15 protein-coding genes are annotated in these 18507 nt (G+C 70.5%); 2 read left to right on the top strand and 13 right to left on the bottom strand.

Features of this window, described 5'->3' with window-relative positions; genetic code table 11:
* Positions 1 to 11: 11 nt before the first annotated feature.
* The 3 genes from H6A07_RS00360 to ppk1 all read right to left on the bottom strand — a co-directional run bounded on the left by H6A07_RS00360 (position 12) and on the right by ppk1 (position 4567).
* Positions 12 to 197: a ferredoxin gene (locus tag H6A07_RS00360; RefSeq protein WP_075280240.1), complete on the bottom strand. Its 186-nt coding sequence runs from the start codon at positions 195 to 197 to the stop codon at positions 12 to 14.
* Between the two features lie 615 nt (positions 198 to 812).
* Positions 813 to 2105: a 23S rRNA (uracil(1939)-C(5))-methyltransferase RlmD gene (rlmD, locus tag H6A07_RS00355; RefSeq protein WP_204812746.1), complete on the bottom strand. Its 1293-nt coding sequence runs from the start codon at positions 2103 to 2105 to the stop codon at positions 813 to 815.
* A gap of 35 nt (positions 2106 to 2140) precedes the next feature.
* On the bottom strand, positions 2141 to 4567 hold the full coding sequence (ppk1, locus tag H6A07_RS00350) for a polyphosphate kinase 1 (protein WP_204812280.1): 2427 nt from the start codon (positions 4565 to 4567) through the stop codon (positions 2141 to 2143).
* 153 nt (positions 4568 to 4720) lie between these two features.
* Here ppk1 and argF point away from each other — a divergent pair, with 153 nt between their 5' ends.
* The gene (gene argF / locus H6A07_RS00345) at positions 4721 to 5719 is read left to right on the top strand and encodes an ornithine carbamoyltransferase (RefSeq protein ID WP_204812278.1); all 999 of its coding nucleotides are present in this window, start codon (positions 4721 to 4723) and stop codon (positions 5717 to 5719) included.
* A gap of 200 nt (positions 5720 to 5919) precedes the next feature.
* Here argF and trpS read toward each other — a convergent pair whose 3' ends face one another.
* Positions 5920 to 6969: a tryptophan--tRNA ligase gene (gene trpS, locus H6A07_RS00340; protein ID WP_204812276.1), complete on the bottom strand. Its 1050-nt coding sequence runs from the start codon at positions 6967 to 6969 to the stop codon at positions 5920 to 5922.
* Between the two features lie 137 nt (positions 6970 to 7106).
* On the opposite strand from trpS, the gene H6A07_RS00335 reads away from it, so the two are divergent.
* Positions 7107 to 7709, top strand: a complete 603-nt coding sequence (locus tag H6A07_RS00335) for a 5-formyltetrahydrofolate cyclo-ligase (protein ID WP_204812274.1) — start codon at positions 7107 to 7109, stop codon at positions 7707 to 7709.
* A gap of 17 nt (positions 7710 to 7726) precedes the next feature.
* Here the strand turns inward: H6A07_RS00335 and H6A07_RS00330 are convergent, their stop codons facing one another.
* The 9 genes from H6A07_RS00330 to aroF all read right to left on the bottom strand — a co-directional run bounded on the left by H6A07_RS00330 (position 7727) and on the right by aroF (position 18468).
* Positions 7727 to 8677, bottom strand: coding sequence for a type II 3-dehydroquinate dehydratase (locus H6A07_RS00330; protein WP_342636516.1), 951 nt, complete (start codon positions 8675 to 8677; stop codon positions 7727 to 7729).
* A gap of 171 nt (positions 8678 to 8848) precedes the next feature.
* Positions 8849 to 10141, bottom strand: coding sequence for a shikimate kinase (locus H6A07_RS10345; RefSeq protein ID WP_204812270.1), 1293 nt, complete (start codon positions 10139 to 10141; stop codon positions 8849 to 8851).
* A 1-nt stretch (position 10142) separates the two neighbouring features.
* Complete coding sequence (locus H6A07_RS00320) at positions 10143 to 11294, bottom strand: bifunctional chorismate mutase/prephenate dehydratase (RefSeq protein WP_204812268.1); 1152 nt, start codon at positions 11292 to 11294, stop codon at positions 10143 to 10145.
* 139 nt (positions 11295 to 11433) lie between these two features.
* Positions 11434 to 12549 carry a chorismate synthase gene (aroC, locus tag H6A07_RS00315; protein ID WP_204812256.1) on the bottom strand — a complete coding sequence of 372 codons (1116 nt, stop codon included), beginning with the start codon at positions 12547 to 12549 and terminating at the stop codon, positions 11434 to 11436.
* Complete coding sequence (gene aroA, locus H6A07_RS00310) at positions 12549 to 13868, bottom strand: 3-phosphoshikimate 1-carboxyvinyltransferase (RefSeq protein WP_204812247.1); 1320 nt, start codon at positions 13866 to 13868, stop codon at positions 12549 to 12551. Before aroA ends, aroC begins: the two co-directional genes overlap by 1 nt.
* Before the next feature lie 277 nt (positions 13869 to 14145).
* Positions 14146 to 15093, bottom strand: coding sequence for a hypothetical protein (locus H6A07_RS00305; protein ID WP_204812245.1), 948 nt, complete (start codon positions 15091 to 15093; stop codon positions 14146 to 14148).
* A 389-nt stretch (positions 15094 to 15482) separates the two neighbouring features.
* Entirely contained in the window at positions 15483 to 16556 is a 1074-nt protein-coding gene (gene aroB, locus H6A07_RS00300) for a 3-dehydroquinate synthase (protein ID WP_204812243.1), read from the bottom strand.
* A gap of 1 nt (position 16557) precedes the next feature.
* The gene (locus H6A07_RS00295; RefSeq protein ID WP_342636515.1) at positions 16558 to 17442 is read right to left on the bottom strand and encodes a prephenate dehydrogenase; all 885 of its coding nucleotides are present in this window, start codon (positions 17440 to 17442) and stop codon (positions 16558 to 16560) included.
* Positions 17443 to 18468 (bottom strand): 3-deoxy-7-phosphoheptulonate synthase, encoded by a 1026-nt coding sequence (gene aroF, locus H6A07_RS00290; RefSeq protein ID WP_204812241.1) that lies wholly within the window; start codon positions 18466 to 18468, stop codon positions 17443 to 17445. It abuts the gene before it with no gap.
* Positions 18469 to 18507: the final 39 nt, after the last annotated feature.

Genomic DNA, 18507 nt, shown 5'->3' with positions numbered 1-18507 from the left:
GCGGCAAGCCGTTACTCGACGACGATGGCGGAGACGGGGCAGTTGTCAGCAGCCTCCTGAGCGGCGTCCTCGGCGTCCTCGGGGACATCCTCCTCGATGGCGACGGCGACGCCGTCGTCGGAGATGGAGAAGACGTCGGGGCAGGTGCCCTCGCAGAGCCCGCAGCCGATGCAATCCTCGTTGACCGTAGCCTTCATGTTAGGTTCCTCTCTCTTGCCTGGGCCCCCTGCCCAGGTTCTCTCTTTTTGTACACGTTTCCGTGCGGCCTTGCAACCGTTTCCCGCATATAGCCCAAATTGACGGCCAACGGTCGTGAGCTGCCGTTTATTCCTAGTTGGAGCTGGGAGTTTGCCGTGGGCGGCGGGTGCGTCCGGAAATCACGGGTCGTGGCGCGGGCACGTCCGGGAATCGCCGCCCTTGTTCCGGACGCTTCCGAAAATCCCGACCCTTGTCCCGGGTGGTTCTAGGAATCGCGACCTCTGTCACAGGTGCCTCTAAGAATCGCCGCCCTTGTTCCGGAGGACTCCGAAAAACGCCGCCCTTGTCGCGGCTGACTCTAGGAATCGCCGTTCTTGTCGCGCATGCTTCCAGGAATTGCCGCCCTTGTCGCGGCTGGGAAGCGCTTTGGTGGACAAGGGCGGCGATTATTAGAACGAGCCGTGACAAGGGCGGCAATTCCTAGAGTGGGTTGGGACAAGAACGCGGATTCCTAGAGTGGGTTGGGACAAGGTCCGTGATTCCCGGAACGATGGGCGACAAGGGCGGTGATTCCTGGAACGGTGGGCGACAAGAACGGCGATTCTCGGACCGCGTCAGCCCCGCTCGAGCAGGGTGACCGTCTCCACGTGATAGGTCTGCGGGAAGAGGTCCACGGGCGTCACGCGCGCGGGCCGGAAGGTGCCGGCGTCCGAGAAGCGCGCGAGGTCGCGGGCGAGGGTCGCCGGGTCGCAGGAGACGTAGGCGATCGCGCGGGCGGGCTGCTCGGAGAGACGGCTCACCACGTCCTCCGCGAGGCCGGCGCGCGGAGGGTCCACGACGATGACGTCGGCCTCGGTGTCCGGGAACTCGCGACCGACGTCGCCGCCGATGGGGTCCACGTTGTCGAGCCCGGCGGTCTCCAGGTTGCGACGCAGGTCGCGGACAGCCGGCCCGTAGGACTCCACGGCGGAGACGAAGCCCGCGCGCCGCGCGAGCGGCAGGGTGAAGGTCCCCGCGCCGCAGTAGAGGTCCATCGCCTCCTCGTCCGGCTGCGGGTCGAGCGCCTCCGTCACGAGTTCCACGAGCTTCTCGGCGCCACGGGTGTTCACCTGAAAGAACGAGGGGGCAGAGACGCGCATGCGCTCCTCGCCCACGAGCTCGCCCCACGAGCCGGCCCCGGAGAGGCACTCCACGCCGGCGATGCGCCGCGCCTTGGCGGGACCCTTCTGCATGACGCGGACGACCGAGGTGGGGCGCAGGGCGTCCGCGAGCACCTTGGCGGCCTGGGCGCGCGGGAAGGCGCCGGGGCGGTCCCAGAGGGCGACCTCGACGTCCCCGGTGCGCCGGGACACGCGGACGCCGACGCGCTCGAGGTCGAAGTCGTGGCGGCCGGCGAGGTAGGAGAGGGCGCCGGCGACGGACTTGACGGCGCCGGCGTGGGCGCGGTCGAGCAGTGGGCAGCGCTTGACGCGGACAACGTCGTCGCTTGCGGCCGCGTGCATGCCGAGCGCCGTGCGCGCGCCCCTGCGGGCGACGGCGAGCTCGACCTTGTTGCGGTAGCCCCAGGGCTCGCCGGGGGAGACGAGCGGGGCGACGAGCCCCTCGGCGCGCACCGTGCCGAGGCGGCCGATGCGCGCGAGGGCGTCGACGACGCCGGCGCGCTTCGCGGCGGCCTGGGCGTCGTAGGAGAGCGCGCCCCACGGGCAGCCGCCGCAGACGCCGACGTGCGGGCAGGCGGGCTGCACGCGGTCGGGGGACGCCTCGATGAGTTGGGTCAGGCGGGCGTGGGCCCAGCGGCCCTCGTCGCGGTCCACGACGGCGCGCACGCGGTCGCCGGCGACCGCGCCGGAGACGAAGACCGTCCGCCCGGCGTCGTCGTGGGCGACGGCGTCGGGACCGTAGGACATGCGCTCGCAGGTGAGCTCGAGCTCGTCCGCCCGGCTCACTCGTCGCCCCCGCCGAAGAGCGTGCCGAAGGCCTGGCCGAAGAGCGACAGGGCTCGCGAGACGCGGCCGCGCTTGGCCGTCGGCCGCGCCACCGTCTGCGGCGTCACCGGCGCCGCGACGGGACGCTCGGGCTCGGGCGCGCTCGCCTGCGCGCTCACCTCGACGTAGCCGGGCTCCTCGCGCTCGGCCCGCTCGACGGAGGCGAGCTGGGGCGCGGCGTCGGCCTCGGGCTCGATGCGCTCGGCCTTGGCGGCCGCCGCGCGCGCCTCGACGGCGGCGCGGGCGCGCTCGTAGGCCTCGCGCAGCAGCACCTCCTGGCAGACGACGCGCGGCGCGTCCGGCGCGACCTCGATGCGGGCCCAGGTGCCCTTGGAGGTGAGCTGGCGGGCCTTGACGTTGTCGGCGAGCTGGAGCTCGATGAAGTGGCGCACGATCTGGGAGCACGCCGGGTCGCGCACGGGGTAGGCGATCTCCACGCGGCGCTCCGTGTTTCTCGTCATCATGTCCGCGCTCGAGAGGTAGATCGTGTCCATGTCCTCGCCGAAGGCGTAGATGCGCGCGTGCTCGAGGAAGCGCCCGGCGATCTGGCGGATCACGAGGCCGTCGGTCTTGCCCGGCACGCCCGCCTTGATGCAGCAGATGCCGCGCACGATCATGACCACGCGCACGCCCGCCTCGCACGCCTCGGAGATCTTGTCGATGACGTCTCGGTCCGTAAGCGAGTTCATCTTGAGGAAGACCTTGGCCGGCTCCCCGGCGCGGGCGCGGGAGATCTCGCGGTCGAGCCCGCGCATGACGAGGGGCTTGAGGCCCACCGGCGCGACGCCGAGGTGCTTGTAGGAGCCGCGGAGGTTGCCGAGCGAGAGGTTGCGGAAGAAGGTGTTGCCGTCCGCGCCGATGCCCTCGTCGGCGGTGAGGTACATGAAGTCGGAGTAGAGCGTGGCGGTCTTCTCGTTGAAGTTGCCGGTGCCGAGGCAGGTGATGCGGCTGATGCCGTCGCGGTCGTGGTAGGTGATCTGGCAGATCTTGGAGTGGCACTTGAAGCCCTCGGAGCCGTAGATGACGGTGCAGCCGGCGTCCTCGAGCCGCTCGGCCCAGGCGATGTTGTTGGCCTCGTCGAAGCGGGCGCGCAGCTCCATCAGCACGGTCACGTCCTTGCCCGCCTCGGCGGCGCTGATCAGGCTCTCGCAGAGGTGCGAGCTCTTGGCCACGCGGTAGAGCGTGATCTTGATCGAGATGCAGGCGTCGTCGGCGGAGGCCTCGCGCACGAGGCGCAGCAGCGGCGTCATGGACTCGTAGGGGTAGGTGAGCAGGACGTCGTGGTCCTCCACCTGGCCGCGCATGGGCAGCGCGAGGTCGACCATCGGCGAGATCTGCGGCTCGAAGGGGCGATAGACGCAGGCGGTGTGCTCGTGGTCAGGGATGTGGGACTCCAGGCCGTAGACGTAGCCGAGGTCGATCGGGCGGCTCAGGTGGAAGACGCGCCTCGGCTCGAGGGAGAGCTCGTCGGCGATCAGGTCCTCGAGCTTCTTGCCGAGCTTGCCCCGGATCTCCAGGCGCACCGGCTGCAGGCGCTGGCGGAGCTTGAGGACCTTCTTCATGTGCTGGCGGTAGTCCTCCTCCTCCTCGACGCCCTCGCCGTCGGGGTCGATGTCGGCGTTGCGCGTGACGCGCAGGACGGCGGAGCGCTTGGGGGCGTAGTCGCCGAAGCACTGGTCGAGGCAGGTCTCGAGCACGTCCTCGAGCAGCGTGTAGCGGTAGGCCTTGGACGAGGAAGGCAGCGCCACCACGCGGCCCTCGGTGCGGGGCACCTCGATGATGCCGAGAAGCCCGCTCTCCTCCTCGCCGTCGAGCGAGCAGGCCACGAAGAGGCGGCCGTTGCGCAGGTTGGGGAAGGGGTGGCGCGGGTCCACGATGAGCGGGGAGATGATCGGGGCGAGCCGGCGCTCGAAGTGGCGCTGCACCGTGGCGCGGTCGGCGTCGGTGTAGTCGGCGGGGGAGACGCGCACGAGGCCCTTCTCGGCCAGGGCCGCCTCGACCTCGGCGAGGCCGCGCTCGTGACGTCCCACGAGGGCGGGCAGGGCCTCGAAGATGGCGTCGAGCTGCTCGCCGGGCGTCATGTTGGACTTGTTGTCCTTGGGCTGGTTCTTGAGGGAGGCGAGGTCGGAGAGGCCGCCGACGCGGATCATGAACCACTCGTCGAGGTTGGACTCCACGATCTCGCAGAACTTGAGGCGCTCGAAGACCGGGACGGTCTCGTCGTAGGCCTCGTCGAGGATGCGGTCGTCGAAGCGCAGCCAGCTGATCTCGCGGTTCTGCGTGTAGGAGAAGTCGCGCCCGGGGGCCTTCTCCGCCTTGGCGCCCTTCTCGGGCCTCTCGGTCCTCTCGACCTTCTCGTTCTTCTCGCCGGCAGCCTTTGCCATTGTATTTCCCTTTCCCGATGCCCCTGAGCGGGGCAGCATCCGACCGTGTACCATGATAGCTCAGGCGGGCTACGGCCACGGCGGCTCGGCGACGTTATCGTTTTGCAAGGGATCGTCCCTCCCGCCTGCGGACCCCTCTGAAAGGAGACCCCCATGACGCACGACCTCTCCGGACGCAGCTTCCTCAAGCTCCTCGACTTCACGCCCGAGGAGATCCGCTCCCTGCTGGACCTCTCCGCCGAGCTCAAGGCCAAGAAGCGCGCGGGCGAGCCGCACCGCTACCTCGAGGGCAAAAACGTCGCCCTCATCTTTGAGAAGACCTCCACGCGCACGCGCTGCGCCTTCGAGGTGGGCGCGGCCGACCTGGGCATGCACGCGGTCTACCTGGACCCGAGCGCGAGCCAGATCGGCAAGAAGGAGTCCATCGCGGACACCGCGCGCGTGCTCGGGCGCATGTTCGACGGCATCGAGTACCGGGGCTTCGGGCAGGAGCGCGTGGAGGAGCTCGCGGCGTACGCGGGCGTGCCAGTGTGGAACGGCCTCACCACGGAGTTCCACCCCACGCAGATGCTCGCCGACGTGCTCACAATGGAGGAGGAGTTCGGGCGCGGCGGCATGCGCGGCCGCAAGGTCACGTTCATGGGCGACGCGGGCAACAACGTGGGCAACTCGCTGATGGTGGTCTGCGCCAAGCTGGGGATCGACTTCTGTGCGTGCGGACCCGCCGAGCAGATGCCCTCGGCCGGGCTCGTGGAGACCTGCCGCGCGGTCGCGTCCGAGACCGGCTCCACGATCACGCTCACGGCCGACGTCGAGGAAGGCGCGCGCGACGCGAGCGTCATCTACACCGACATCTGGGTCTCCATGGGTGAGAGCTCCGAGCTCTGGGGCGAGCGCATCCGCCTGCTCTCCCCATACCAGGTCAATGCCGAGCTCATGGCCAAGGCGGCGCCCGACGCGATCTTCATGCACTGCCTGCCGAGCTTCCACGACCGCAAGACCACGATCGGCGAGGAGGTCTACCAGAAGTTCGGCCTGGCCGAGCTCGAGGTCACCGACGAGGTCTTTGAGGGCCCGCGCAGCCGCGTCTTTGACGAGGCCGAGAACCGCCTCCACAGCATCAAAGCCGTGATGCTCGCGACGCTCAGCTAAGGGGCGTGCCCGCCGGTAATCCCGGCTGGTGCGTTCACCAAAACCATGAATCCCGAGAAGCGCGCGCACGTGACGCTCCCGTCGCGTACGTAACCCGGGATTCGTCTCCGTGAGGACAGAAATCCCGAGAAGCGCGTTCTTGTCGCCGCGCGCTTCTCGGGATTCTTGGTCAGGGGTTAGACGTCACCGGTCCGTCGCGCCTAGTAGACCATGCCCATGGCCTCGCGCACCTCGTCGAGGGTCGCGGCAGCGATCTCGCGCGCGCGACGGTTGCCCTCGTGGAGGACGTCGGCCACGTAGCCCATGTCGCGGGCGATCTCCTCGCGGCGCGCGCGAATGGGCGCGAAGTAGCCGTTCACGGCCTCGGTGACCACGCGCTTGAGCTGCCCCGCGCCGCCCATGCCGATCTCCTCGGCGATCTCTCTCGGGTCGCGCCCGGTGCAGATGCCGGCCGTGGTGAGCAGGCCGGAGATCTCCGGGCGGCTCTCGGGGTCAAAGGTGATCATGCGCTCGGAGTCGCTCTTGGACTTCTTGATCAGCTTGGCCGTCTCCTCCGCCGTCATGGAGATGGAGATGGCGTTGCCGTAGGATTTGCTCATCTTGCGGCCGTCCAGGCCCGGGAGCAGCGGCGTGGAGGTGAGAAGGCCCGTCACGTCCGGGAAGACGCAGCCGTAGCGCTCGTTGAAGCGGCGCGCGATCTTGGACGTGATCTCGATGTGCGGGAGCTGGTCGCGGCCCACGGGCACGATGTTGCCCTTGCAGAAGAGGATGTCGCAGGCCTGGTGCACGGGGTAGGTGAGCAGGAGCCCCGTGAGCGCATGGCCGGACGCCTCCTGCTCGGCCTTGACCGTGGGGTTGCGCTCCATCTCGGCCTCGGTCACGAGGGAGAGGAACGGCAGCATGAGCTGGTTCAGCTCGGGCACCGCCGAGTGCGTGAAGATCATCGTCTTGGCCGGGTCGATCCCGCAGGCCAGGTAGTCGATGACCATGTTGTAGACGTTGTCTCTGATGTGCTCGGTGGTGTCGCGGTCGGTGATGACCTGGTAGTCCGCGATGATGATGTTGGTGCGCACGCCCAGGTCCTGCAGGCGCACGCGGTCCACGAGCGTCCCGAAGTAGTGGCCCAGGTGCAGCCTGCCCGTCGGGCGGTCGCCCGTGAGCATCGTGTAGTTCTCGGGGTGGACGAGCAGGTCAGCGTGGACCTCGTCGCTCCTGCGCTTGGCAGCCTCGTAGCTTCCCTCGTTGGGCATGGTTCCTCCACTTCTCGCGCGTGGGCACGGACGTCTCGACCGACCAACCATGGTACGGCAAACTGCCGCGCGTTGCGAACGGGCGACGCGCAAACACTGCTAGAATGAACCCGTTGCGACTAACGGGAGGGGGCGCTTTGGCAAGCTCGTACGGAACGGACGCCGACAAGAGCTCCCTCAGGAGCAACTACCTCCGCGTGCGGCGCTCCATCCCGGAGCGCACCCGTCTCGAGAGCGACTCCTCGATCGCGAGCGCCCTCACGGCGTTCCCGATTTTCTCCGAGGCCCCGCTCGTGCTCACCTACGTCTCCCGAGCCGACGAGGTCGGCACCCGCGCGCTGATCGAGCGGCTGCTCGCCGCCGGGCGTCGCGTGGGCGTGCCGCGCACCGACCTCGTCGCGCGACGCATGACGTTTCACGAGATCAGCTCGCTCGACGAGCTCGCCCCGCGCACGATGGACATCCTCGAGCCCCCGGCGGACGCCCCGGTCCTCACCGAGCCCGCGCAGCTCGTCGGGTCGGTCTGCCTCGTGCCGGGGCTCGTCTTCGACGGCGCCGGCCACCGTGTCGGGTACGGCGGGGGCTACTACGACCGCTTCCTGGCCTTCTATCCCGGCGACAAGATCGGCCTGGCGAGAACCACGATGCTCTCGTCAAATCCCCTGCCCGCCGACCCCCATGACGTGCCCGTGGACTTCATCGCCACGGAGGGCTCCGTCTGGAGCTGCCGGCCGCGCTGAGCGGGGGCGCGCGGGGCCTACAGGCCCACGTGGGCGGCGAGGTCGAGGATGGCCTTGCGGTAGCCCTCGATACCCATGCCGGTGACGGTCTCGAAGCAGGCGGCGCGGATGTAGGAGACGCGCCGGAACTCCTCGCGCTCGTCGACTTTGGAGATGTGCACCTCGACCATCGGGAGCCCCACCGCCTTGGCGGCGTCGAGGATCGCGATCGAGGTGTGCGTGTAGGCGCCGGGGTTGATGACGATGCCCGCGTAGCAGCCGTAGGCGTCCTGGATCGCGTCGATGAGGTCGCCCTCGTGGTTTGACTGGAAGCAGGTGCACTCCGAGAAGCCCGCCTCCTCGGCGGCGTCGTGGCAGAGCTGGAGCATCGCGCGATAGGTGTCGTGACCGTAGATGTCGGGCTCGCGGATGCCGAGCATGTTGATGTTGGGCCCGTTGATAACGAGGACGCGCGCCGGCGCGTCGGGCGCGGCGGGCGCCGGGGGCTCCGCCTCCGTCTCGGCCTCCTCGGCGTCCTCGCCCGCAGGCGCGGAGTCGATGGAGTCGAGCAGGCTGACCAGGTCCTCCACGCTCGAGGTCCCGGGCTCCCCCTCGGCGTCCCGGTCATGCTCCATCTGCGCGATGGAGGCGTCGCGGAGCGGGTTCTGGGAGATGTGGACGTGGAGCGGGGCGGGCGCGGGCACGGCGTCGGGCGCGAAGGCGTCCTCGCTGCCCTCGATGCCGGTGAGCCTGGCGAGCGCCTCGTGCACGGCCTCGGCCTTGCCAGGGCCAAAGACGACCTCGATGCCGCGCGTCCCGCGCCGGACGAAGCCGAGGACGCCGCGCGCGGCGGAGAGCTGGTCGGTGTCGACGAGGGAGGGGTCCTGGGTGAGAATCCTCAGGCGGGTCATGCAGATGTCGTTCGCAGCGACGTTCTCCTTGCCGCCCACGGCGGCGAGGACCTCCTCCGCAATCTGCTGTCTGTCCACGTCGCGACCCTTTCGTCGTCGAATCGCGAGCGGGAGCCCCGTCTCCTCACTCACCGCGTTCATCGTATGCGTCGGGTGGAAGTATACGGGGCGCCCGCGCGAAGTTGCCGCATTCCGCCGAGCGGTGTCGCAGACGGCGAGAAATGCGGTGGGTTTGTGTCGTCTTCGTGCCTAGAGGTCGAGAAGCTCCCTCAGCGCGGCGGCGTCCCCGGCCGGCGAGCCGGTGCAGGGGAGCGTGACGTCCGCCCAGGCACGGTAGGCCGGCATGCGCTCGGCGGCGAGCCGCTCCACCCCGCGCGAGCGCGACATGGGCCGGCCGTCCGAGCTGAGCTCGCCCAGCGGGCGGTCGAGGAGGACGACCCGGCCGTTCTGGCACAGCAGGTCGCGGTTCTCCGGGCGCGTGACCACGCCGCCGCCGCAGGCGACGACGAGGCCCGAGCGGGCGCCGTAGCGGCCGGCCGTCTCCGTCTCCACAGCGCGGAAGGCCGCCTCGCCGTCCTGCTCGATGATCTGGGCGGGGCTGCGGCCGCACGCGACCTCGACGGCGTCGTCGAGGTCGACGAAGGGGCGTCCGAGCAGGCGCGCGAGCTCGCGCCCGCAGCTCGTCTTGCCCGCCCCGGGCATCCCGATCAAGACGACGTTCTCCGCCTGACCGGCGATCTGTCGCTCGACCTCGGTGACGAGGGAGTCGTCGAGGTCGCGTCCCTGAAAGAGCTCGCTTGCGTAGAGCGCCTGGGCGACGAGCATCGCGAGGCCGCTCTCGGCGGGCAGGCCGAGGCGCTCGGCGGCGAGGACGAGGCCGGTCCGCGTGGGGTTGTAGACGACGTCGAGGACGCCCCTGAGGCTCCCGAGCGCGGCGAGGTCCCCCTCGGGGACGGGGGACGCCGGGCACTCGGGAAACATGCCGACCGGGGTCGTGTTGACGAGAAGGACCGCGTCGGCGTGACGCTCGACGAGCGTGTCGTAGGTCTCGGTTCCGGACCGGGAGATGACGACGGGTTCCGCCCCCACCGTGTTGGAGAGAGCGTCGACGACGGCCTGGCTCGCTCCGCCGCTTCCGAGGACGATGACCTTCTCGCCCTCGAGCAGCTCGCGCGGCGACGCCCCGAGACGCTCGCGACAGAAGCGGGAGAGCATCCATGCGAAGCCGAGCACGTCGGTGTTCTCGGCGACGATGGAGCCGTCCTCGGCGCGCACCAGGGTGTTTGCGGCACCGAGGCGCTCGACGGCGGCGGAGCGAACGTCGGCCAGGCGCGCCGCCTCGCGCTTGTAGGGGATGGTCACGTTGAGGCCGCGCCACGAGCCCTGCCGGACGAAGGGAGCCAGCTCGTCGGGCTCGAGCTCGACGAGCCGATAGGGGGCCGATCCCAGGCGCTCGTGGATCTGCGCCGACCAGCTGTGGCCGAGCCTGCGTCCGACGAGGCCGTACGGTGCGTCGCCGAGGCCCTTCTCGGCCGCGCCCACGCTAGAGCACCTCCGCGTAGCTGCCGAGGTAGCGGCACTCCTGGCAGAGCCCGCCGATCGTCGCCATGAGGGAGGAAAACTCCGGGGCGGCGACGGGGCAGTCGAGCTCGAAGTAGAACATGAACTCGAAGTCACGCTCGGGGATGGGGCGGCTCTCGAGCTTGAGGAGGTTGATGTCGAGCGCGTAGAACTTGGCGAGCAGCTTGTAGAGCGAGCCGGGCTCGTGGGGGAGCACGATCATGAGCGAGGTGCGGTCAGCCCCGGGATAGATCTCCAGGTCGCGGGAGATGCATGCGAAGCGCGTGTAGTTGTTGTCGCGGTCCTGGACGCTCGAGGAGAGCACGTCGAGGCCGTAGAGGTCCGCGCACGGCAAGGATGACAGCGCCGCCACGTCCGTCCGGCCCGACTCGGCGACGCGCTCGGCGGCGACGGCGGTGTTCTCGCAGACGTGCACCCGAACGTCCGGCAGGCCGGAGAGGAACTCCGCGCACTGGCCGATCGCCTGCTCGTGGCTGTAGATGTCCCGGATTTCGGAGAGGCGTGCTCCCGGGTTGGCGAGGAGGTTGTGGTCGACCTTCACGCGGGTGGTGCGGACGATGTGGAACGAGTTCTCCATCATGAGGTCGAACACCTGGCGGACGGAGCCGGCCGTGGAGTTCTCGAACGGGATGACGCCGTAGCGCGCGAGGCCCTGTCCCACGGCGCGGAAGACGCCGTCGAAGGTCGGTGCGTAGGAGATGGTGGGCCGGCGGAAGATCTTCTCGGCCGCGATCTGGGAGTAGGCGCCCTCCACACCCTGGCAGGAGACGCGAGCCGACGGCGGGAAGAGCTCGGGAGTCCGCTGGCGTGCGGCGGCGATGGCTCGCAGCGCGGCGTCGTCGGCGGTGTCGTCGAGAAGCTCGTGCTGCCGCGCCCGAGATGCCTCCATGAGGAGCTCCATCATGACCTGGGCGTAGGTGGCCAGGTCCTCGGGCACGTGCTCGGCGGCGTCGGCGACCTTGGCGCGCTCGCGAGCTGGGTCGAAGATCCGCATCCCGCTCTCGCGCTTGTAGGCCGCGACCTCCTCCGCGACCGTTGTACGCTCCGCGAAGAGCTCGAAGATCCGGGAGTCTATCTCGTCGATTCGCCGTCTGAGGTCAGAGAGCTCTGCCATGTGCTGCCTTTCGTACGTACCGGTAACGTGCCGCGTCGGACCGGCCGACCGGGTCCGGCGCTCAAACAGCTTGCCGAGAAGGACGCTCGGCAAGAACTCGCGGCGGACCCGGTCGGCCGGTCCGACGCGGCGTGCAAGCCTACTCAGCCGGCCAGCCGAGCAGGACGTCCGCGAGGCCGAGCGCGCAGACCGCCTCGACCACGGGGACCGCGCGCAGGACGGCCGTGGTGTCGTGGCGGCCGTGAACGCGCAGGGTGGCCGGCTCCATCGTGGTGAGGTCGACCGACTGCTGGTCCATCATGATGCTGGAGATGGGCTTGAACGCGCAGCGCACGAGGACGGGCGCGCCGGTGGTGATGCCGCCGAGGATGCCGCCGGCGTTGTTGGTGCGCGGCACGCAGGCGCCGTCGCGCACCTCGTAGGGGTCGTTGTTCTGGGTGCCGCGCATCCGCGCGACCGCGAACCCGCGCCCGAACTCCACGCCCTTGACCGAGGGGATGCCAAAGAGGTCGCGCGCGAGGACGTTCTCCACGCCGTCGAACATCGGCGAGCCCGCGCCGGCGGGAAGCCCGGTGGCGACGCACTCGACGATGCCGCCGAGCGTGTCCTTGTGCGAGCGGGCGTCGAGCACGGCCTCGACCATGCGCGCGCCGGCGTCGGCGTCGATGGTCGCCACGCGCCGGCCGTCGGCGAGGGCGGCCATCTGCGCCGCGAGCTCCTCGCGTGCGGCGGGGGAGTTGTCGAGGGCCGAGAAGGGCGTGTCCTCGATGCCCGCGAGCTCCGCCACGTGCGCGCGCACGGTGACGCCCTGCCGCTCGAGCCACTGCAGCGCGAGGCCGCCCGCCACGCAGAGCGCCGCCGTGAGGCGTCCCGAGAAGTGCCCGCCGCCGGGGACGTCCTGGGCGCCGTGCCACTTGGCCCAGGCGGTGAAGTCGGCGTGACCGGGCCGCGGGACCGCGAGCAGGTTGTTGTAGTCCTGCGAGCGCGTGTTGGTGTTCTCGATGATCGCGGCGAGCGGCGCGCCGCAGGTCTCGCCGCGCGGGTTGAGGCCGGAGACGACGCGGGGCTCGTCCGGCTCCTTGCGCGGGGTGCTCCAGGGGTCGGACCCCGGCGCCCGTCGGGCGACGAAGGCGGCGAGCGCATCGAGGTCGACGGGCATGCCGGCGGGCAGCCCCTCCACGACGCAGCCGACGGCGGGGGAGTGGGACTGTCCGAAGACGGTGACGCGGAGCGCGGTTCCGAGCGTGGACGGCATCATGCCTCCTTTTCGACGCGGCCCCCGAGGCGCTCGAGGTCCTCGAAGAAGCGCGGGTAGGACTTCTCGACGCACTCGGCGCCGAGGATGGTGGTCGGGTTCTGGCAGCGCGTGGCGAGCACCGCCGCCATCATCGCGATGCGGTGGTCGTTGGCGGCGTCGACGGTGCCGCCGCGCAGGGCGGGCGCCCCCGTGACGGAGAGACCGTCGTCGTCCGTCTCCACGACGGCGCCGAGCGCGCGCAGCGCGGCTGAGACGGTCTCGATGCGGTCGGACTCCTTGAGGCGCAGGCGCGCGGCGCCGGTGATGCGCGTCGTCCCCTCGGCGAACGCCGCCGCTGCGGCGAGCGGCGGGACGAGGTCGGGGCAGTCGCTGACGTCGAGCCGCGCGCCCCTGAGCTCGGCCGGGCGCACGGCGGCGCCGGAGGGGGTGCGCAGGACATGGGCCCCGAGCAGCGAGAGCGCGGCGAGGATGGTGCGGTCGCCCTGGGCGCTCCCGGCGTCGAGGCCGCGCACGGCGACGCCGCGCTCGCCGAGCGCGCCGGCGACGAGCCAGAACGCGGCGTTCGACCAGTCCCCGCCGACCGCGAACGAGCCGGGGGACGAGAGGCCGTCCGAGGCGGCGACGTCGTAGACGAGCGCCGGGTTGCCCGCAGCGTCGCACCCGCGCGAGCGGGAGACCTCGACGCCAAAGCGGCGCAGCACGGAGAGGGTGATCTCGATGTAGGGCCGGGACTCGACCGGCTCGCTGACGACCACCTCGACGGGCGCGCGCAACAGCGGCGCGGCGAGCAGCAGGCCGCTCACGTACTGGGACGAGACGTTGCCGGCGAGCTCAAAGCGGCCGGCGCGGACGCGGCCGCGCACGACGAGCGGGCTCGACCCCTGGGGCGAGAGCGCGGCGCCGTGCTCGACGAGCTGCTCGTAGAGGGGCGAGAGTGGGCGCTGCGGCAGCCGCCCGTGCCCGACGAGCGAGGCGCCACAGCCGAGCGCGCAGACGACGGGCAGCAGGAAGCGGAGCGTGGAGCCGGACTCGCCGCAGTCGAGCGTCGCGTCGCGGGCGGGCTCGGGCAGGTTGTCGGTCGCGGAGGAGCCGGGGACGGGCCGCACGCGGAACCCCGTCCGGGTGCGGGCGACGCGCGCGCCGAGGGACTCGAGGCACGAGACGGTGGCGTCGATGTCCGCCGAGGTGGTCGAGCAGGCGAGGTCCGTCGTGCCGGGGGCGAACGCGGCACAGATGAGCGCGCGGTGCGCCTCCGACTTCGAGGACGGCGCGTCGAGCTCGCCGCCGAGGGGGCCAGGATGTACGGTGATGTTCAAGCTGCCTGTCCTTCTCGTTGAACGATGAATCCCGTCTATGCTACCGCGGCGGCGCGACGAAGGCGCTCGGGGCGCTCCTCCCGTCACAGGCGAGAAACGCTTTCGATCTAGGTTATGCGCACGTGCCGAGGTTATGCGCACGTTCGAAGGGTGTGCGCACAGGTGCGTTTCCTATATTCGCAGCTAGATAGCCTGGCGAGAAAGACCGCCCGCCGGAACCGTGCGCATAACCTCCGCGCGTGCGCACGACCTGCGGGCAGGCGAGAAGAACCGCGCCCTAGCAGCGCAGCAGGCGGTGCACGAGGTCGTGCTGCAGCCGGTCGAAGGCCTCCGTGGCCAGAAGCGCCCGTCCGAAGCGCGCCGTCACCTTTGCGACGAGCTCGCGACGCATCGCATCGTTGGAGAGCATCCCCGCAGTCACGGAGCGCACCATCCAGCCCTCGTCGCGCAGCCCCTCGTTGCGGGTGCTGTCCGAGTCGACCGCGCGGGCGCTCGAGTGCCAGAGGTAGCTGTCGTACTCCAGGATGACGCGGCGGTCTGTCCAGCAGAGGTCGACCACCACGTAGGGCTTCCCGAGCGCGGCGCGCAGGCTGGTCGGAATCTCGATCCGGGCGTTGAGCTCAGGGGCGGGCAGACCGCAGCCGCCGAGCGAGACGGGAAGGGTGAAGAGCAGGACGACGACGGTCTCCATGGGGGAGCGCGACCCCGGGACCACGTGGGCCACGGCGACGCGCGCCCTTCTCGCCCCGTGGCTGTGGGTCGCCGCGAAGTGCTCCCGCAGATGTTCGACGGTCTCGAGGGGCGCCCGCTTGTAGAACCCGTCCGGGGCGCCGGCCGACCTGCCGTAGGAGCCGCAGATCTCCATCGCGGCTACGGCCGCGACGACCTCGTCGCTCCGGGCGGAGATGTTCTGCAGGCAGAAGCTCGGGGAGACGATGAGGACCTCCGGGGTCAGCCGCAGGAGCGCCCCATCGGGGAGCTCGGTCGACCACACGTGCGAGATCACGCCGGGGAGCCGGATGCGCCTGGCCGGGTCGGACACGAGGACGTGGAGGGGGTGCTCCGGCGTCGCCGCGAGCTGCGCCGCCCGGAGGACGGCCTCGTCGCGAACGCTGGCCCCGTCCGTCTGCCAGGGGACGGGCGGGCAGACGGGGCTCCCGAGCCGCTGTCCGAGCCCGGGCTCCGACCAGCGCGCCAGGGCGGATCTGTCATCGACGGTAATCATGGGACCCACTATAGGAATCGGTGCTCGCGCGACATTGCCGCCGACTTGCAGCTGGCATTCTGTCGCAGCTCAGGGGCTCATGAGGCGCGTGCGGGGCGGACGACGAGTTCGTGGGCGGCGCCGTTTCTGCCGCAGGCGGCCCGGTCCGGGCTCAGCGGGAAAACGTGCTGGCTTGGCCTTGTCCGACGTGGTCTGCCCTGGTCTCGCCCAAGCCGAGAAGGTTATGCGCACGCGCTGAGGTTATGCGCACGGTTGCGGCGGCAGGTTTTTCTCGACAGGTCATCTAGCTGCGGATATAGGAAACGCACCGGTGCGCATACCCTTCCAGCGTGCGCACAACCTCGGCGCGTGCGCACAACCTACGGGCGGGCGAGAAGAACGTCGGCTCGTCAGCGGCCGAGCTCGATCAGGTCGCGCAGGTCGTCGAGGCCGAGGCGGCGCACCTCGCAGCGGCCGACCTCGCGCGGCACCACGACGTTCACACCGTCCCCGTGGCGCTTCTTGTCGTGGGCGACGTAGCGCATGAGCGTGCCGGCGGGCAGGTCGGTGCCGGTCGGCAGGCCGTGCGCCTCGACGCAGCGCACGATGCGCGCCGCCGTCTCGGGCGAGCACCAGCCCCGCGCCGACGAGGCGCGCGCGATAAGGCAGAGGCCGGCCGCCACGCACGAGCCGTGCCCGAGCGCGAAGTCGCTCGCCGCCTCGATCGCGTGGCCGAGCGTGTGGCCAAGGTTGAGCGTCTGGCGCAGGCCCCGCTCGCGCTCGTCGGCGCTCACCACGTCGCGCTTGATCTCCACGTTGCGGGCGACGACGTCGGCGAGGCGCCCCTCGTTGACGCCCCCGGTGAGGGGCCGCTCGCTGAGCTCGTCGAGCAGCGCGGCGTCGGCGAGGACGGCGTGCTTGACCACCTCGCCGCAGGAGTCGCGGAAGAGATTGGCGGGGACGGTCGAGAGCGTCCGCACGTCGGCCACGACGAGGGAGGGCTGCCAGAACGCGCCGACGAGGTTCTTGCCCGAGGGCAGGTCCACGGCCGTCTTGCCGCCCACGGAGGAGTCGACCATGGCGAGCAGCGACGTGGGCACCTGCACGACGGCAATGCCGCGCAGGTAGAGGGCTGCGGCGAGCCCGGCCATGTCGCCGGTGACGCCGCCGCCGAGCGCGACCACGGCGTCGTCGCGGGTGAGCTCGCGCGCGGCCAGCCCCTCGAGGATGCCGCCGAGCGTGGCGAGCGTCTTGTGGGCCTCGCCGGCCGGGAACGTGACGCGCGGCGCGACCTCGAGGCCCGCTGCGGCGAGCGCCGCCTCGGCCCGCTCCGCGTAGAGCGGGCCCACGGTGGTCTCGGTCACCACGCAGCAGCGGGGACGTCCGAGCGTCTCGCACACGTGCCGGCCGAGCTCGTCGAGAAGCCCGGCGCCTACGAGCACGTCATAGGGGCGCGAGAGGGTGTCCACGTGAATCCGTCGCATGCTACCTGCCCTCGATCTCTCTCTTGATGCGGTCGCCCTCGGCGAGAAGGGCCTCGAGCCGCTCGGCGTTGCGCGCCGCGAGGGCGTCGCGGTAGGCCGTCAGGTTCTCTATGATGCAGTCCAGCTCCGCGCCGAGGTAGTCGGCGTTGTCCAGGAAGAGCTCGGTCCACATGGGCGCGTTCAGGCGCGCCACGCGGGTGAGGTCCTTGTAGCTTCCCGCCGAGAAGCCCCGGTGGTCGCGGGCCGTCGGGCTCTTCACGTAGGCGTTGGAGACCACGTGGGCGAGCTGCGAGGTGAAGGCGATGTTGCGGTCGTGCTCGTCCGCCGTGGCCAGCGTGAAGCTGCCGAACTGGCAGGGCTCGAGGAGCCGCTTCAGGCGCTCGAGCACCGTGGCGCGCTCGAGGTCGTCCATCGCGGGTGGCACCACGACCATCGGGGCGCCCTTGAACATCGTGGCCCGCGCGCGGGCGAAGCCCGAGTATTGCGTGCCGGCCATGGGGTGGCAGCCCACGAAGGTGAACGGGTATGGCGCGCAGATCTGCTCGCAGCGCTCGCAGATGACGCGCTTGACGCCCACGGTGTCGATCACGATGGCGCCCGGCGAGACGAGCGGCGCGTAGCGCTCCAGCCACTGAACCGTGGAGGCGGGGTAGCCCGCGAGCACGATGAGCTCGCAGGTGGGGATCGTCGTCTCGTCGAGCTCGCCGGTCACGGTCTCGATCATGGCGAGCTCGAGCGTGGAGCGCGTGCGGTTCCAGGCGAAGACCTCGACCCCGGCGGCGGCGAAGGCCTTGGCGAAGGAGCCGCCCATGAGCCCGAGGCTCACCACGCCGCAGCGCCCCGCGACGTAGGTCGGTGCGGGCGCCTGGTTCTTCTCGGCCGCCACCTAGGCCTCCTCTACGGACGCGGTCACGGCCTCGCGGATGAGGGCGATGCGGCGCATGGCGTCGGCGAACTGGTCGGGGGTGAGCGCCTGGGCGCCGTCCGACCACGCCTCGGCGGGGCAGGAGTGGACCTCGATCTCCAGCGCGTCGGCGCCGGCGGCCACGGCGGCGTAGGCGCCGGGGCGGACGTAGCGGGTGTAGCCCGTGGCGTGGCTTGGGTCGCCGACGACGGGCAGGTGGGTGAGGTGGTGCAGGACCGGGATCGCGTTGACGTCGAAGGTGTTTCTCGTGCGCGTCTCGAAGGTGCGGATGCCGCGCTCGCAGAGCATGACGTTGGCGTTGCCCTCGCTCATCACGTACTCTGCGCCCATGAGCAGCTCGTCGATGGTCTCGGACATGCCGCGCTTGAGCAGGACCGGCACGTCCGTCTTGCCCACCTCGCGCAGCAGCGGGAAGTTCTGCGCGTTGCGGGCGCCGATCTGCAGGACGTCAACGCCCTTGTCCAGGAAGAGCTGCACGTCGCGCGGGTCCATGACCTCGGAGACGACGGGCATGTCCAGCTCGGCGCCCGCCTCCATGAGCAGGTCGAGGCCGCGCGCGCCCATGCCCTGCGAGGTGTAGGGGCTGGTGCGGGGCTTGAAGGCCCCGCCGCGCAGCATCGTGGCGCCGGCGGCCTTGACCGCACGGGCGATCTGGATGAGGTTTTTGCCCTCCACCGAGCACGGTCCGGCGATGACCTGGAAGTTCCCGCCGCCCACGAGCACGCCGTGGCCGCAGTCGACGACCGTGTCCTCGGGGTGGAACTTGCGGTTGGCGAGCTTGTAGGGCTCGGAGACGCGCTGCACCCGCTCGACGATGTCCATGCTCTCGAGGATGAAGGGGTCGATGCGCGTGGTGTCGCCGATGATGCCGATGATGGTCTCGTTGTCTCCCTGGGAGACGTTGGTTCTGAAGCCGCGCCCCTCGATCCAGCCGACGAGCTGGTCGAGCTGTGCGGGGGTGGCGGTCTCCTTGACGACTGCGATCATGTGGGCTCCCGTGGTTGCTGACGATTCCGCGCGATGATA

This window comes from Olsenella uli (assembly GCF_016899935.1).
In the GTDB taxonomy this organism is placed as follows: domain Bacteria; phylum Actinomycetota; class Coriobacteriia; order Coriobacteriales; family Atopobiaceae; genus Thermophilibacter; species Thermophilibacter uli_B.
The sequence above is the reverse complement of the archived record's forward strand: the minus strand, read 5'-3'. Positions and strand labels throughout refer to the sequence as shown.